Consider the following 14907-nt stretch of genomic DNA (forward strand, 5'->3'; position numbering starts at 1 on the left):
GCAAACCCGCCGTAAAATCAATTACATCTCTCGCTACTAAAACCGTACACATGCTTGATTATGCCCATCGCCAGCACCGTTCCGATAAGCGTCACCTGCTTTTGCTGGTGCTGTTGCTCATTGTCGCCGCGGGCGTGAGCCTCTGCGCGGGCGACAGATGGATCGGGCCTGAAAGCTGGTGGGGGCCGGACGGGCAGCTCTTCGTCTGGCAAATTCGCCTGCCGCGCACCGTCGCGGTGGTTCTGGTCGGCGCCGCGCTGGCGCTGTGCGGTACCATAATGCAGGCGTTGTTTGATAACCCTCTGGCGGAGCCCGGGCTGCTCGGCGTGTCGAACGGCGCAGGCGTAGGCCTGATTGCGGCGGTGATGCTGGGTGGGGGAGAACTCTCCGGATGGAGTATTAGCCTGAGCGCTATCCTCGGCGCGCTGCTAATCACCGCGATCCTTCTTCGTTTCGCCAGACGGCACTTATCGACCAGCCGTCTGCTGCTTGCCGGCGTGGCGCTGGGGATCATCTGCAGCGCGCTGATGACCTGGGCGGTCTACTTCTCAACATCCTTTGACTTGCGTCAGCTGATGTACTGGATGATGGGCGGTTTTGGCGGCGTTGACTGGCACCAGGGCTGGCTGATGGCGCTGCTGGTGCCGGTCATCGTCTGGGCGGCCCTGCAGGCGCAGCCGCTGAATATGCTCGCGCTGGGTGAAACCTCTGCCCGCCAGCTCGGCATGCCGATTGGGTTCTGGCGTAATGTGCTGGTAATAGCCATTGGCTGGCTGGTCGGCGTCAGCGTAGCTCTGGCGGGCGCGATCGGCTTCATCGGGCTGGTGATTCCGCACATGCTGCGCCTGTGTGGCCTCACGGACCATCGGACCCTGCTTCCGGCCTCGGCGGTTGCCGGGGCCGTCACGCTGCTGGTGGCCGATGTCATCGCCCGGCTTGCCCTGACGGCCGCAGAGCTGCCGATTGGCGTGGTGACCGCCACGCTGGGCGCGCCGGTGTTTATCTGGCTACTATTAAAAGCTGGACGTTAAATCAACAAGCCGTAAGACAACCTGAGGGAATGCTATGCAGTCAGACATCCTGAATACTGAAGTGACCACCATTGATGGCGATAACACCACGCTGGAAGGCTACAAAGGCAACGTGCTGCTTATCGTCAACGTGGCATCCAAATGTGGCCTGACGCCGCAGTACGAACAGCTGGAGAACATTCAGAAGGCCTGGGAGAAAGACGGTTTCACCGTGCTGGGCTTCCCGTGCAACCAGTTCCTGGGCCAGGAGCCGGGCAGCGAAGAGGAGATTAAAACCTTCTGCAGCACCACCTATGGCGTGACGTTCCCGATGTTCAGCAAAATCGATGTCAACGGTGAAGACCGCCATCCTCTGTATGCGAAGCTGATCGCTGCCGCGCCGAAGGCCGTTGCGCCAGAAGGAAGCGGTTTTTATGAACGCATGGCCAGCAAAGGCCGCGCGCCGCTTTACCCGGACGATATCCTGTGGAATTTTGAAAAATTCCTGATTGGCCGCGACGGCCAGGTCGTTCAGCGTTTTTCGCCGGATATGACCCCTGAAGATCCGATCGTCATGGAATCGATCAAGCTGGCGCTGGCGAAATAATGTCGTTGCTGATGCAGCTCACGGACGTTGCCGAGCGGGGACGTCTGGAGCCGATAACCGATATCGTCAATGCGGGCGAAATCCTGCATCTTGTCGGGCCAAACGGTGCGGGGAAGAGCACGCTGCTGGCGCGGATGGCAGGCATGACCGGCGGAGAAGGGCAGATAACGCTGCTGGAGCATACGCTCGCGGACTGGACGCCGGTCTCGCTGGCGCATCGGCGCAGCTATCTCGTACAGCAGCAGATGCCGCCCTTTGCGATGCCGGTCTGGCACTATCTGATGCTGCATTTGCACGACAAACAACAGACGGCACTGCTGACGGACGTTGCATCGGCCCTGGGACTGGAAGATAAACTGTCCCGGCATGCCAGCCAGCTTTCCGGCGGAGAGTGGCAGCGGGTGCGCCTGGCGGCGGTCATTCTTCAGATCCACCCGGCAGGTAATCCTCACGGGCGAATGCTGCTCCTCGATGAACCCATGAGCGGTCTGGACGTGGCGCAGCAGGCGGCACTGGATACGCTGTTAAGCACCCTGAGCCGAAAAGGTATCGCCGTGGTGATGAGCAGTCATGACCTCAACCACACCCTGCGTCATGCCCACCGGGTGTGGCTGCTGTCGCAGGGAAAGATGATCGCCAGCGGCGCGCGGGATCGGGTTCTTACGCCGCCCCATCTTGCCCGCGCGTACAACATGTCGTTCCGCAGGCTGGATATTGAGGGACATAAGATGCTGATTTCTACCGGGCAGACGTAACCGTTTCTTGCCTCTTAGCACAATTGCACGCTAAATTACGAAAAGAACAAAAAAAGCAGAGGATTCGTCTGAAAATGCGATTCTGGTTTCTCCTGATGGCCGCACTTTTTCTTGCGGGATGCAGTAGCCATCGTGCGCCGCCGCCTAACCCACGGCTTTCAGATTCGATCACCGTCATTGCCAGCCTTAACGATCAGCTGAGCAACTGGCGCGGTACGCCTTATCGCTACGGCGGAATGAGCCGCGGCGGCGTAGATTGTTCCGGCTTCGTTCTGATGACGTTCCGCGACAAGTTTGATTTACAGCTTCCGCGTGAAACGCGCAAGCAGGCCGAAATTGGCACTGAAATTGATAAAGACGATCTTCTGCCCGGGGACCTGGTTTTCTTCAAAACCGGCTCGGGTGAAAGCGGTCTGCACGTGGGGATATATGATACAGACAATCAGTTCATTCACGCCTCGACAAGCCGCGGGGTGATGCGCTCTTCTCTTGATAATGTTTACTGGCGTAAAAATTTCTGGCAGGCACGACGTATATAGTCTTTGTCAGACACTTCTCTTATGACGGCATGGTATCTAATAAATCATGCCGTTTTTTCTCAAATAAGATGCTTAAAGTTAAATTTATCTAAAATTAGCGAATCCTGCATGTGTCTGTTTTATCTAAAACTGGCTATTATTCGGCAACCAGGATAAAATTATTTTAGATTCAGGGATAAATCTGAAAATAAAAACGGAACTAATGAAATTAATCTTATTAAAATCAAGACAGTGGAATTGTGTCGGCAATTGCTCCAGGATGTCCTCTCTCATCTTTAATGCGGAGCGAGTGCAATGATTATTACGCTAGATAATGCTTACCAGTCTGAACTGCTGCTTCTGCCTGCTCGTAATAGCGCAGGGGAGCTTAAAGGTTTAGAGGTTCTGGTTAACTTTACTGGCGTCGGCAGCGATGTGCGGATCCCCACTGAGCTCGTTATCCCTCGGCTTTCAGCAGCTGAAGAGTTAGTGCTGTTTAACGAAAAATTGCAATTGCTTGATACCTGTAAACTGTTTTTTATTCAGCATCAGTTAATTGCATGGATCAATATTACACCTGCAATAGTTGAATTTTTATTAAGTAATGGAAACGCTGTTTCAATCCTTGAGCGTTACCCGTTTCTTGAGTTTACTGTTAATGAGAATTATCCAGGTTTAAATAACGGAAAGGACGATCTGCAGCTGGCGAGAATGGCAATCCATTTCCCGTTGGTCCTGGCAAACTTTGGCGCAGGCGCCGCATCGCTCAAAGCGGTCTACGATGGATTATTTAAACGGGTTATTCTCGACAAAGGCTTCATTCAGCAGCGTGCCCCGGAGCTCTCTTTCGAGCCTTTTATGCGCGCCATCCTCTGGCAAATCACGCCGCACTGCCAGTCAGTGATCGTCTCGGGCATTGACGACCACGGCCTGTTGCAACGCGTTTTGTCCTTCAATTTTGGCGCCATGCAGGGCGCACTCTGGCCAGCCGTCTCTGCGGAGCACGTTACATCGCTGGTTCAGCAGCGATAACCCTTGCTTTCGCCCGTGTTTAAGTCCGGGTAAACCCTCTACACTAAAAGCAGGAGGACCTATGACCCTGTCTTTTACTGCTCACTGGCATGACGAGTTGCCTGGCTTTTACACCGCACTCAAACCAACACCGTTACAAAATTCACGCCTTATCTGGCATAACGATTTGCTGGCAGAAGAGCTGGCCATTCCGCCTAAGCTGTTTCAGCCTTCAGAAGGCGCAGGCGTCTGGGGCGGGGAAACGCTTATCGCCGGGATGCAACCTCTGGCTCAGGTCTATAGCGGACATCAGTTTGGCGTCTGGGCGGGACAGCTTGGCGACGGCAGGGGGATCCTGCTCGGCGAACAACGGCTTCCCAACGGGGAGACGGTTGACTGGCACCTGAAAGGGGCGGGTCTTACTCCCTATTCGCGAATGGGCGACGGGCGCGCGGTGCTGCGTTCAACGATTCGCGAGTGCCTGGCGTCCGAAGCGATGCACGCCCTGGGGATTCCCACTACGCGCGCGCTGTCGATTGTCACCAGCGATACGACGGTAGCGCGCGAAACGGTGGAAAAAGGGGCAATGCTGATGCGTATTGCGCAAAGCCATTTGCGCTTTGGTCATTTCGAGCACTTTTACTATCGCCGCGAGCCGGACAAGGTTCGCCAGCTGGCTGACTTTGCCATTCGTCACCACTGGGCGCATTTGCAGGACGAGGCGGATAAATACGTTCTCTGGTTCAGGGATGTGGTTGCGCGTACCGCAAGCCTGATTGCCCGCTGGCAAACGGTGGGCTTTGCGCATGGCGTCATGAATACGGACAACATGTCGATCCTCGGGCTGACCTTTGATTACGGTCCGTTTGGTTTCCTGGACGATTATCAGCCTGGCTATATCTGCAACCACTCCGACTATCAGGGACGTTACAGCTTTGATAATCAGCCAGCGGTTGGCCTGTGGAACCTGCAGCGGCTTGCGCAAACCCTGTCGCCGTTCATCGACGTAGATGCCCTCAATGATGCGCTCGACAGCTATCAGGATATATTGCTGCGAGAATACGGCACGCTGATGCGCAACAAGCTGGGGCTGATGACGCAGGAGAGGGGCGATAACGACATTCTCAACGGTCTGTTTGCCCTGATGGCGCGCGAGGGCAGCGATTATACCCGTACCTTCCGGATGCTGGGCCAGACGGAGCAGCACAGTGCGGCCTCACCGCTGCGCGACGAGTTTATTGACAGACAGGCGTTTGACGACTGGTTTGCCACTTACCGCGCGCGGCTGCAGCAGGAGCGGGTGGATGACGCTACCCGCCTGACGCAGATGAACGCGACAAATCCCGCGATGGTGTTGCGCAACTGGCTGGCGCAGCGGGCGATTGAGCAGGCAGAGCAGGGGGAATACGACGAGCTACACCGCCTGCATCTGGCGTTGCGCACGCCGTTTGCCGAGCGGGATGATGACTACGTCAGCCGCCCGCCTGACTGGGGCAAGCGGCTGGAGGTCAGCTGTTCAAGCTAGCGATTTTGCCGGGTGGCGGCGTCGCCTTACCCGGCAAAAATTACTGCGCAACCCAGCCGCCATCCATATTCCACGCGGCGCCGCGAACGTTCACGGCGCCCTCGCTGCACAAAAACAGCGCCAGTTCACCCAGCTGCTCCGGGGTAACAAACTCGCCCGAAGGCTGTTTCTCCGCGAGAAGCCGATCGCGAGCCTGCTCCGGCGGGACGCCTTCAGCGATGCGCTGGTCGATTTGCTGTTGCACCAGCGGCGTCAGTACCCAGCCGGGGCAGATGGTATTGGCGGTAATACCGGTGCGGGCGGTTTCCAGCGCCAGCGATTTCGTAAAGCCCACTACGCCATGCTTGGCGGCAACGTAGGCTGACTTCTCTTTTGAGGCCACCAGCCCGTGAACGGAGGCGATATTAATGATGCGCCCCCAGTTTTTCTCGCGCATGGCGGGCAGCGCCAGCCGGCTGGTGTGAAATACCGAGGAGAGATTAATGGCGATAATGTCGTTCCATTTCTCCACCGGAAACGCGTCAACCGGGGCGACATGCTGTATCCCGGCGTTGTTGACAAGAATGTCCACGCCGCCAAACTGCGATTCGGCGTAGCGCATCATGGCTTCAATTTGCAGCACGTCACGCAGGTCCGCATCGTGATAGCCCGGCTTTTTGCCCAGCTGCGCAATCTCTTCTCTTGCTGATTCGCTGTCGCCGAAACCGTTGAGGATCAGCTGCGCCCCGGCCTTCGCCAGTACGCGGGCGATCCCAAGTCCAATGCCGCTGGTCGAGCCCGTCACCAGCGCGGTCTTACCGTTCAGATTCATCTTTCTCTCCTTACACAATGCCGGTCAGATAGAACACGGCAATGACAAAAAGCACTGCCAGACTTTTAATGAGGGTGATAGCAAAAATGCCGCCGTAGGCCTGACGATGGCTCAGGCCGGTAATCGCCAGCAGGGTAATCACCGCGCCGTTATGGGGAAGGGTATCCATCCCCCCGCTCGCCATCGAGGCCACGCGGTGCAGCACCTCAAGCGGGATATTGGCTGCGTGGGCGGCGGCGACAAACGAGTCTGACATGGCGGCGAGGGCAATACTCATCCCGCCGGACGCCGAGCCGGTGATCCCCGCAAGCACCGTCACGCTGATGGCCTCATTCAGCAGCGGATTCGGGATGGCCGCCAGCGCTTTGGATAACACCAGGAACCCGGGCAGGGCGGCGATCACCGCGCCGAAACCGTATTCCGAGGCGGTATTCATCGCCGCCAGAATGGCACCGCTCACCGCGGTCCGGCTGCCTTCAGCCAGACGCCCCCGAATATTGCGAAAGCCAAAAATCAGCACCAGCACGATACCGGAGATCAGCGCCGCTTCCACGGCCCAGATGGCGGTGATCTTGCCCACCTCGGTCACAATCGGTTTCGCCAGGCCTGGCAGAGTAAGCTCGTGGGTCGTGCCGTACCAGCCGGGGATCCAGCGGGTAAACAGCAGGTTCAGTATGCCCACCACCAGCAGCGGGGAGATAGCAATCAGCGGGTGCGGGAGGTTAATGTTATCCGGCGTTTCGGGTTCATTTTTCAGATCCGTGCCGTAGCCTTCGTTGTTATTGAACGCCTTACGACGCTGGCGCTCCAGCCAGAGCAGGCCAAAGACGATAATAAACAGAGAGCCAATAAGCCCAAGCCACGGCGCGGCCCAGGCGTTCGTGCCAAAGAAGCTGGTGGGGATGATATTCTGGATCTGCGGCGTGCCGGGCAGGGCGTCCATGGTAAACGAAAATGCCCCCAGCGCCACGGTGGCCGGGATCAGCCGCTTAGGGATGCCGCTCTGGCGGAACAGTTCCGCGGCAAACGGATACACTGCAAACGCCACCACGAACAGCGACACGCCGCCGTAGGTTAACAGCGCACACACCAGGACAATCACCGGAATGGCGTGGCGACGGCCGAGGATCTGAATCGCGGCCGCGACGATGGATCGTGAGAAACCGGAAAGCTCAATCAGCTTGCCGAAAACGGCCCCCAGCAGGAACACCGGGAAGTAGAGCTTGACGAAGCCCACCATTTTTTCCATAAACAGGCCGGTAAACGTCGGGCCGACGGCACCCGGATCGGTCAGCAGCACGGCGCCGAGCGCCGCAATCGGCGCAAACAAAATAACGCTGTATCCGCGATAGGCCGCCAGCATCAGCAGCGCCAGCGCCGCCAGGGCAATTAACACGCTCATTACGACTCCTCACTTTAGTTATTATTCGGGTACCAACGAGATGCTTACCGCTCGACGGTCAGAGCAATGCCTTGCCCGCCGCCCACGCACAGGGTGACGAGCCCTTTTTTGACGTCACGGCGCTGCATTTCGTACAGCAGCGTCACGAGGATGCGGCAGCCGGAGGCGCCAATCGGATGACCCAGGGCGATAGCGCCGCCGTTAACGTTCACCCTGCGCTCATCCCAGCCGAGCTGCTTGCCCACCGCCAGCGCCTGGGCGGCAAAGGCTTCATTGGCTTCAATGAGGTCCACGTCATCGAGCGTCCAGCCCGCCCGCGCCAGCGCCGTCCGGCAGGCACTGACCGGTCCGATGCCCATTACCGACGGGTCAACGCCCGTCACGGCGTAGCTCACGATGCGACCGAGGATCGGCAAACCGCTCTCCCGCGCCTTTTCGCCGCTTATCAGCAGCACCGCAGCGGCACCGTCGTTGAGCGTTGACGCATTTCCAGCCGTCACCGTGCCTTCCGCCTGCAAAAAGGCGGGGCGCAGCTGCGCCAGCTGCTCAGCGGTAGTGCCAGGCCGGGGCTGTTCGTCACGGCTGACGATAAGCGGCGTTTTTTTGCCCTGTTTTACCGTCACCGGCGCAATCTCGGCGTCAAACCGACCCGCTTCGATGGCAAAGGCCGCTTTTTGCTGCGACCGGGCGGCGAAGGCGTCCTGCTGCTCGCGGGAAATGGCATTCTCCCGGGCGACGTTTTCAGCGGTGATCCCCATGTGGTAATCGTTGAACGCGTCCCACAGCCCGTCGGTAATCATGCTGTCCTGCAGGCCCGTATGGCCAAAACGCAGCCCTGAACGCGCGCCGTCCAGCAGATAGGGGGCGTTGCTCATGCTCTCCTGACCGCCAGCGATAGCCACGTCCGCGTCGCCGCAGCGGATCGCCTGCGCGGCGAGCTGCACCGCTTTTAGGCCCGCGCCGCACACCAGGTTGACCGTTGTCGCCGGCGTGCTGACGGGTAATCCGGCGGCGATGGCCGTCTGACGCGCCGGGTTTTGCCCGCATCCCGCCGTCAGCACCTGTCCGAAAATCAGTTCATCTACCTGTTCTTCGCGAAGATCGCTGTTCTCCAGCAGGTGCCGCACCGCGACGGCCCCCAGCTCAACCGCTGAAAGGGACGATAGCGAGCCGCGAAAACTGCCAATGGGGGTTCGCGTTGCCCCGACAATTATGACTTCTTTCATCGTGAGTCCTCAGTTGAAGCGCATCTCGCGAACGTTGTCCGCCACAATCATTTTCCCGGCTGTCTTAGCCGCAATTTCGTCGATGCTGACGCCGGGGGCGTATTCCCGCAGGATGAACGCGCCGTCCTCGATCTCCAGCAACGCGAGGTCGGTCAAGACCCGACGGATACAGCCCGCGCCCGTGAGCGGCAGCGTGCAGCGCGGCAGCAGCTTTGACTCACCGCTTTTCGAGGCGTGGGTCATCACCACAATGATGTTCTGCGCCCCGGCGACGAGATCCATCGCGCCGCCCATGCCCTTGACCATCTTTCCGGGGATCATCCACGAGGCGATATTGCCCTCGACGTCCACTTCAAACGCGCCCAGTACGGTCAGATCCACATGACCGCCGCGGATCATGGCAAACGACTGGGCCGAGTCGAAAATGGCCGCGCCGGTGCGCGCGGTCACGGTCTGTTTACCGGCGTTGATCATGTCGGCGTCAAGGCTCTGCTCGTCAGGAAAAGCCCCCATCCCCAGCAGCCCGTTTTCCGACTGGAGCATCACGTCCATTCCGTCCGGAATGTAGTTCGCCACCAGGGTAGGGATGCCGATCCCCAGGTTGACGTAATACCCGTCGCGCAGCTCGCGGGCGACGCGCATGGCCATCTGTTCACGGGTTAACATCGTCAGACTCCTTCCGCGCGCAGGGTGCGCTGTTCAATGCGTTTTTCAAACTGGCCGACAATCAGCCTGTCGACGTAAATTCCCGGGGTATGAATGGCCGACGGGGGCAGCTCGCCCGGGGGAACTATCTCTTCCACCTCGACGACCGTTATCCGGCCCGCCGTTGCCATCAGCGGATTAAAATTTTGCGCGGTATGCCGATAGACAACGTTGCCGTACCAGTCCGCTTTCCAGCCCTTAATGAGCGCGAAATCGCCGGTAATGGCCTCTTCAAGGATGTAGTGCTTCCCCGCAAACTGGCGCACGTCTTTGCCGGTAGCCACGGGCGTGCCGTAGCCGGTGGCCGTGTAAAATGCCGGAATGCCCGCGCCGCCCGCGCGCACCTTTTCCGCCAGCGTGCCCTGAGGCGTGAGTTCAATCTCCAGTTCGCCGCTCAGCACCTGCTGTTCGAACAGGGCGTTCTCGCCGACGTAAGAGGCCACCACTTTGCGAACCTGCCGCGTTTCGAGCAGTATCCCGAGACCGAAACCGTCCACGCCGCAGTTGTTTGATACCACCGTCAGATCTTTCACCTGACGGCGTCTGACCTCTGCAATCAGGTTCTCCGGAATCCCGCACAGGCCGAAGCCGCCCGCCAGCAAGGTCATTCCGTCCGTCAGCCCATCCAGCGCCCGCGCATAGCTGCCGACGCGCTTATCCAGTCCCGCCATAGTCATCCCTCCCGTTATCCGTGCCGGTATCATTAGGGGCGGCGACTCATTTGTTAATTTTGAATTTGTGACCCACTCATTTGGTTTTTTTATTAATTTCCTGTTAACTAAATTTTTTCAATTAGTTAACAGGATGAAAAATGAGAATGAGTGTCAAACAGTTACGCGCGTTTTTAGCGGTAGCTCACACTCTCAATTTCGCGCACGCCAGCGAACGGCTGAATCTTTCCCAGCCGGCCCTGAGCCTGACGATTAAAGCGCTGGAGGATGCGCTCGGCGGACCGCTGCTGCAGCGGAGCACGCGCAAGGTCGCGCTGACGCAGGAGGGAGAGACGTTTTTGCCGATGGCGCGCCAGCTGCTTGCCGACTGGGATAACGTCGAAGAGGCGATGCACCAGTGCTTTACCCTGCAGCGCGGTAAAATTTCGGTTGCGGCCATGCCGTCGTTTGCCGCGAATGTCCTGCCCGAGGTGCTAAAAGCGTTTCGCGATCGCCATGCCGGGATCAACGTCACCGTGCATGATGTCATTAACGAGCAGGTGATAGAGATGGTGCGGGAAGGGCGGGTCGAGATGGGCATCGCCTTTGAGCCCGCGCCAACGCACAACCTGCTGTTTACCCCGCTGGGCCTCGACAGGTTTGTGGCCATTGTGCCAAAAGATTCCTCGCTGGCAGGCAAGAAGCGCCTGTCATGGGAAGAGCTGCTGACGCTGGATTTCATCACCCTGCAGCGCCCTTCGGCGGTACGTCTGATGATGGAGGAGGAGCTGGCGCGAAGCGGCAGAAAGCTGGACGTGGCGCTGGAGAGTCATCAGCTGGTGACGGTCGGGCGAATGGTCGCGAGCGGGCTGGGCGGCAGCGCCGTCCCGGCGCTCTGCGAGGCGCAGATGACGGCGCTGGGCGCGGTCTGTATTCCGCTGGATAACCCGCCGATAGAAAAGTGCATTGGAGCGATCCATCCAGGACACACGCAGCTCTCTAAAGCGGCGCATGCCCTGCTGGAAACGCTGAAAGATTTTTACCAGCCCAATCAGGGGGCGAGAAACACCTGCGGCGCGGCGTGAGCCGGATGCCTGCCGACGATAACCTGCGCGCCGTACCAGCGCGCGAGCGCGTCGGCCTGCAAAACGGTTTCCGGTGCTCCCTGGGCCACGATTCTGCCGTCATGCAGCAGCAGGATGCGGTCCGCCCACAGCGCCGCCAGATTAAGGTCGTGCAGCACCGCGCACACGTGCAGATGACCCCGACTAGTCAGGGATTTCAGCAGGCGCAGCAGATGCTGCTGGTGATAGAGATCCAGCGCAGACGTCGGTTCATCAAGGAACAGCCAGCCGCGCGGCGCGCCGTCGCACCAGAGCTGAGCCAGCGCGCGGGCGAGCTGGATGCGCTGCTGCTCGCCGCCGGAGAGTGCGGCAAACTGCCTGCCCGCCAGCGGTAAACAGCCGGTGACGGCCATGACCTCCTCAATAACCGTCGCTTCAGGCGTGCGGGTCCAGGGCGCTCGCCCCATACCGACGACCGCCTCAACCGGCCAGTCAAATCCGAGCTGCGTGTTCTGGCGCATTACCGCCCGGTAGCGGGAAAGCCTGTTCGGCTGCCAGGCCGCAAGCGGTGTGCCCGCCAGGCTGCACCGTCCGCCCGCAGGTTTAAGGTAGCCGGTCAGCAGCCGCAACAGCGTTGATTTCCCGGCGCCGTTGGGGCCAATCAGCGCCACCAGCTCGCCCTGAGATAAGGTCAGCGACACGTCGTCAATCAGCGTGCGTTGTCCGGCGCGAAAAACAAGGTTTTCAGCACAATAGCGTTCAGCCATGCGCACCTCCGCGACGAAAGATAAGCCACAGAAACCACGGCGCGCCGAGAAGGCTGGTCAGTAAGCCGACCGGCATTTCCGCCGGTGCGACCAGGCTGCGCGCCAGCGTATCGGCAACCAGCAGAAGCAACGCGCCGGCCAGCACCGAGCCGGGGAGCACGGCCCGGTGGTCGGCTCCCAGCCACATGCGCACCAGGTGCGGCACCACCAGGCCGACAAAGCCGATCACGCCGCTGACCGCAACGGCGGCGGCCACCAGCAGGGCGCTGCACAACAGCAGGATCCGCTGCACGGCGGCAACCTCCACGCCGAGGTAATGTGCCTCTTCGTCGCCCAGCTGCAGCAGGTTGAGGGCGCCTGCCAGACGCCAGATCGCGAGCACGGTGGGAACCATCAGCGACGCGACGGCCAGCAGCGTTGACCACTGCGCCTGGCCGAGGCTGCCCATTCCCCAGAGCGAAAGCTGGCGAAGCTGGGAATCATTGCTGAGCCATGACAGCACCCCGACGGCCGCGCCGCACAGGGCGTTGATAGCAATTCCCACCAGCAGCAGGCGCGACAGGGAAGCGTCACGCTGACGGCTGAGCAGGAAAATCACGAAGGTGGCGGCCAGCGCGCCGAGAAACGCCGCCAGCATCGGGGCATACAGCATCACCAGTGCAGGCAGCGAAAGTGGAAGAACCACCCACAGCGCAACGGCGAGCGCTGCGCCGCTGCTGATGCCGAGCAGTCCCGGGTCTGCCAGCGGATTTCGAAACAGCCCCTGCATCACGCAACCCGCCAGCGCCAGTGAACCGCCGATCGCCAGCGCCAGCAGCACGCGAGGCAGGCGGATTGTCAGCCAGATTTGACGCAGCGCCTCGTCGGTCCCGTTCCACATCAGGCTGATCGGCAGGTGTAATGCCCCAACCCCGGTCGCTGCGAGCGTCATGATGGTCAGGATCGCGGTCAGCATCCATAACGATAAGGCGATCCGCCGGGACATCAGGGCAGCAGCTCCGCTTTGGCACGCAGCTGCTGGATGGCTTCCGGCGTTCGCACGCTGAAGCCCAGCAGCGCCATATCGTCAATCGCCAGCACCTGCTTGTTCCGTCCCGCCGGGGTTTGCGCCAGGCCGGGCAGCGTCCACAGATTCGCTTCACCGCCCAGGGCGTTGAGACCGTCCTGAGAAATCACCACCAGATCGGGTTGGCTGGCTATCGTGCCTTCCTGAGACAGCGGCTGATAGCGGGTAAACCCCTGCATCGCGTTCTGCAGCCCCGCCGCACGAATGGCAGCATCCGCGCCGGTCTGTTGTCCGGCGGCCATGGCGGTCATCCCGCCGTGGTTGAGAATAAACAGTACCCGCTTATTGAGCGGCGACGCGGGAAGCGCCGACAGTGCCTGGCGCAGCGTGCTGCGCAGGACCTCCCCCTCGACCTCGCGGTGCGTCGCTTCAGCGACGATCCGCACCTTTTCGTCAATGACGTTCAGGTCGTTACTGGCAGGAACAGCGATCACCCTGACGTGGCTTTGCTCAACCTGCTTTAGCGCCAGAGACGGCTGCGCCTGAGCGCTGGCCAGCACCAGCGTGGGGCGCATGGATAAGATCCCTTCCGCATTGAGCTGGCGCAGATAGCCCACGTCAGGCAGCGAATTCGCCGCCTGCGGCCACTGGCTGGTGCTGTCGCGGGCCACCAGCGAGGGCGCCGCGCCGAGAGCGTAGACAATCTCGGTGACGTCGCCGCCGAGGGTAACGATTTTCTCCTGCGGCGCCGCAGACGCCAGCAGGGGCAGGGCGCTAAGCAGGGCAAGCCACCGTTTCATGCGGCCAGCCCTTTCGCCGTTAAAGCGTCAATCTGGCTGCGCCACTGGCTCTGCTCCGGTTCGCCTTCCGTACGCTGGCCGTACAGCTGGGCGATTTGCGTTCCATCGGCGGCAAACAGCTCCAGGCTGGTGACATGCCCGTCAGCCGTCGGCTTGCGCGTGACCCACGTTTCCGCAATGGATCCTTCAAGCAGATGCAGGGTAAAGGTTGGATTAAAGACGTTCAGCCAGCCTTTCATTGGCACCAGCTTTTCCACCGCGCCGGTGAAGATCTGCACGCAGCCGCGGTTGCCCACGAAGACCATGATTTCGTTACCGTCCCGGCGCGCCGTTCCCAGGAGCTGCGCCAGCGCGCTGTTTTCTACCCGGCAGGCCAGATCGTCACCCACCAGGCGAAACGCCTGCTGGCGGCTGAGGTTATGGCGCTTGAGCAGGCTGAAGAACTGATGAACGTCGGTCATGGCGCGCCACTCGTTATCCACGAGAGCAGCATTTGCGTTTTCTGCATGAGCCGGAGCATCGGCTATCCTCAACGCCAGCGGCGGGTTGTCGGCAAAGATAAAGCGGGTCAGCACGTCGCCCCAGGCGGAAACGTCGGTGTTGTCCGTGGCGTAGACCTTCAGCAGGGCATCGCCCTGGTGATCGAAGAACTGAATGCTCTGCCGCTCGCCGCGTGCGGTGGCTTCACTGATGTGAAACACGCTCGACCACTGGTTGAGGAACAGGCGCAGATCCAGCGCGCGCGGGTTCAGCACCAGCCCGGCGTGGCCGTTCAGGTGCTGGTTGGTAAATCTCCCGACCTGCTCGTGTACGGCGTATTCGTTGCGGCAGATACATTTGGTTTCGCCCACCGCCTCCAGCGCGCCCAGGATCTCGCGGATTTCACCGCGCAGTCGCCAGGCGTCGTGACCTACGCGGGCAAAGGTCAGCTCTGCTTCACTGATGTTCATTAACCCCGCGACGTCGCGCGCGTACATACCCGGATTGGCTTCTTTTAGCTCAAGCCAGCGCGTGTAGTGATTCATTGTCTCTTCCTTCTGAATAGTTGCC

Annotated in this window: 16 protein-coding genes; 7 read left to right on the forward strand and 9 right to left on the reverse strand. The window is 60.0% G+C overall.

Translation table 11 applies throughout. From position 1 onward, the window contains the following. Positions 1–50 precede the first annotated feature (50 nt). From btuC to selO, 6 genes are all read left to right on the forward strand, one after another. The gene (btuC, locus tag NI40_RS09300) at positions 51–1031 is read left to right on the forward strand and encodes a vitamin B12 ABC transporter permease BtuC (RefSeq protein ID WP_039262081.1); all 981 of its coding nucleotides are present in this window, start codon (positions 51–53) and stop codon (positions 1029–1031) included. 34 nt (positions 1032–1065) lie between these two features. Beyond that, positions 1066–1617, forward strand: a complete 552-nt coding sequence (locus NI40_RS09305; RefSeq protein ID WP_023311298.1) for a glutathione peroxidase — start codon at positions 1066–1068, stop codon at positions 1615–1617. Beyond that, entirely contained in the window at positions 1617–2372 is a 756-nt protein-coding gene (gene btuD / locus NI40_RS09310) for a vitamin B12 ABC transporter ATP-binding protein BtuD (protein WP_039262082.1), read from the forward strand. Before NI40_RS09305 ends, btuD begins: the two co-directional genes overlap by 1 nt. Before the next feature lie 74 nt (positions 2373–2446). Continuing rightward, entirely contained in the window at positions 2447–2911 is a 465-nt protein-coding gene (locus NI40_RS09315; RefSeq protein ID WP_008500650.1) for an NlpC/P60 family protein, read from the forward strand. Positions 2912–3205: 294 nt separating this feature from the next. After that, a complete protein-coding gene (locus NI40_RS09320) occupies positions 3206–3922 on the forward strand; it encodes an EAL domain-containing protein (protein ID WP_032657851.1) in 717 nt (238 codons plus the stop codon). Between the two features lie 61 nt (positions 3923–3983). After that, entirely contained in the window at positions 3984–5426 is a 1443-nt protein-coding gene (selO, locus tag NI40_RS09325; RefSeq protein WP_039262083.1) for a protein adenylyltransferase SelO, read from the forward strand. A gap of 40 nt (positions 5427–5466) precedes the next feature. On the opposite strand, the gene NI40_RS09330 is transcribed toward selO, so the two are convergent. From NI40_RS09330 to NI40_RS09350, 5 genes are read right to left on the reverse strand one after another with little or no spacing between them, the layout of a single operon-like run. Then, positions 5467–6237, reverse strand: coding sequence for a 3-hydroxybutyrate dehydrogenase (locus tag NI40_RS09330; protein WP_039262084.1), 771 nt, complete (start codon positions 6235–6237; stop codon positions 5467–5469). 10 nt (positions 6238–6247) lie between these two features. After that, positions 6248–7639, reverse strand: coding sequence for a GntP family permease (locus tag NI40_RS09335; protein WP_039262085.1), 1392 nt, complete (start codon positions 7637–7639; stop codon positions 6248–6250). Between the two features lie 44 nt (positions 7640–7683). Continuing rightward, on the reverse strand, positions 7684–8865 hold the full coding sequence (locus tag NI40_RS09340) for an acetyl-CoA C-acetyltransferase (protein ID WP_039262086.1): 1182 nt from the start codon (positions 8863–8865) through the stop codon (positions 7684–7686). A gap of 9 nt (positions 8866–8874) precedes the next feature. Then, positions 8875–9531 carry a CoA transferase subunit B gene (locus tag NI40_RS09345; RefSeq protein ID WP_039262087.1) on the reverse strand — a complete coding sequence of 219 codons (657 nt, stop codon included), beginning with the start codon at positions 9529–9531 and terminating at the stop codon, positions 8875–8877. Between the two features lie 2 nt (positions 9532–9533). After that, positions 9534–10241 (reverse strand): CoA transferase subunit A, encoded by a 708-nt coding sequence (locus NI40_RS09350; RefSeq protein WP_039262088.1) that lies wholly within the window; start codon positions 10239–10241, stop codon positions 9534–9536. Between the two features lie 140 nt (positions 10242–10381). On the opposite strand from NI40_RS09350, the gene NI40_RS09355 reads away from it, so the two are divergent. Then, a complete protein-coding gene (locus NI40_RS09355) occupies positions 10382–11305 on the forward strand; it encodes a LysR family transcriptional regulator (RefSeq protein WP_033145286.1) in 924 nt (307 codons plus the stop codon). On the opposite strand, the gene NI40_RS09360 is transcribed toward NI40_RS09355, so the two are convergent. From NI40_RS09360 to chuS, 4 genes are read right to left on the reverse strand one after another with little or no spacing between them, the layout of a single operon-like run. Beyond that, a complete protein-coding gene (locus tag NI40_RS09360) occupies positions 11272–12051 on the reverse strand; it encodes a heme ABC transporter ATP-binding protein (RefSeq protein WP_039262089.1) in 780 nt (259 codons plus the stop codon). The two genes, NI40_RS09355 and NI40_RS09360, sit on opposite strands and share 34 nt — an antisense overlap. Beyond that, on the reverse strand, positions 12044–13036 hold the full coding sequence (locus NI40_RS09365; protein WP_039262090.1) for a FecCD family ABC transporter permease: 993 nt from the start codon (positions 13034–13036) through the stop codon (positions 12044–12046). Before NI40_RS09365 ends, NI40_RS09360 begins: the two co-directional genes overlap by 8 nt. Next, positions 13036–13857 carry a heme/hemin ABC transporter substrate-binding protein gene (locus tag NI40_RS09370; protein WP_033145289.1) on the reverse strand — a complete coding sequence of 274 codons (822 nt, stop codon included), beginning with the start codon at positions 13855–13857 and terminating at the stop codon, positions 13036–13038. Before NI40_RS09370 ends, NI40_RS09365 begins: the two co-directional genes overlap by 1 nt. Then, the gene (gene chuS, locus NI40_RS09375; RefSeq protein ID WP_039262091.1) at positions 13854–14882 is read right to left on the reverse strand and encodes a hematinate-forming heme oxygenase ChuS; all 1029 of its coding nucleotides are present in this window, start codon (positions 14880–14882) and stop codon (positions 13854–13856) included. The genes NI40_RS09370 and chuS overlap by 4 nt, the downstream gene beginning before the upstream one ends. Between the last annotated feature and the right edge of the window lie 25 nt (positions 14883–14907).

It is taken from the genome of Enterobacter sp. E20 (assembly GCF_000801755.2).
Classification (GTDB): domain Bacteria; phylum Pseudomonadota; class Gammaproteobacteria; order Enterobacterales; family Enterobacteriaceae; genus Enterobacter; species Enterobacter asburiae_B.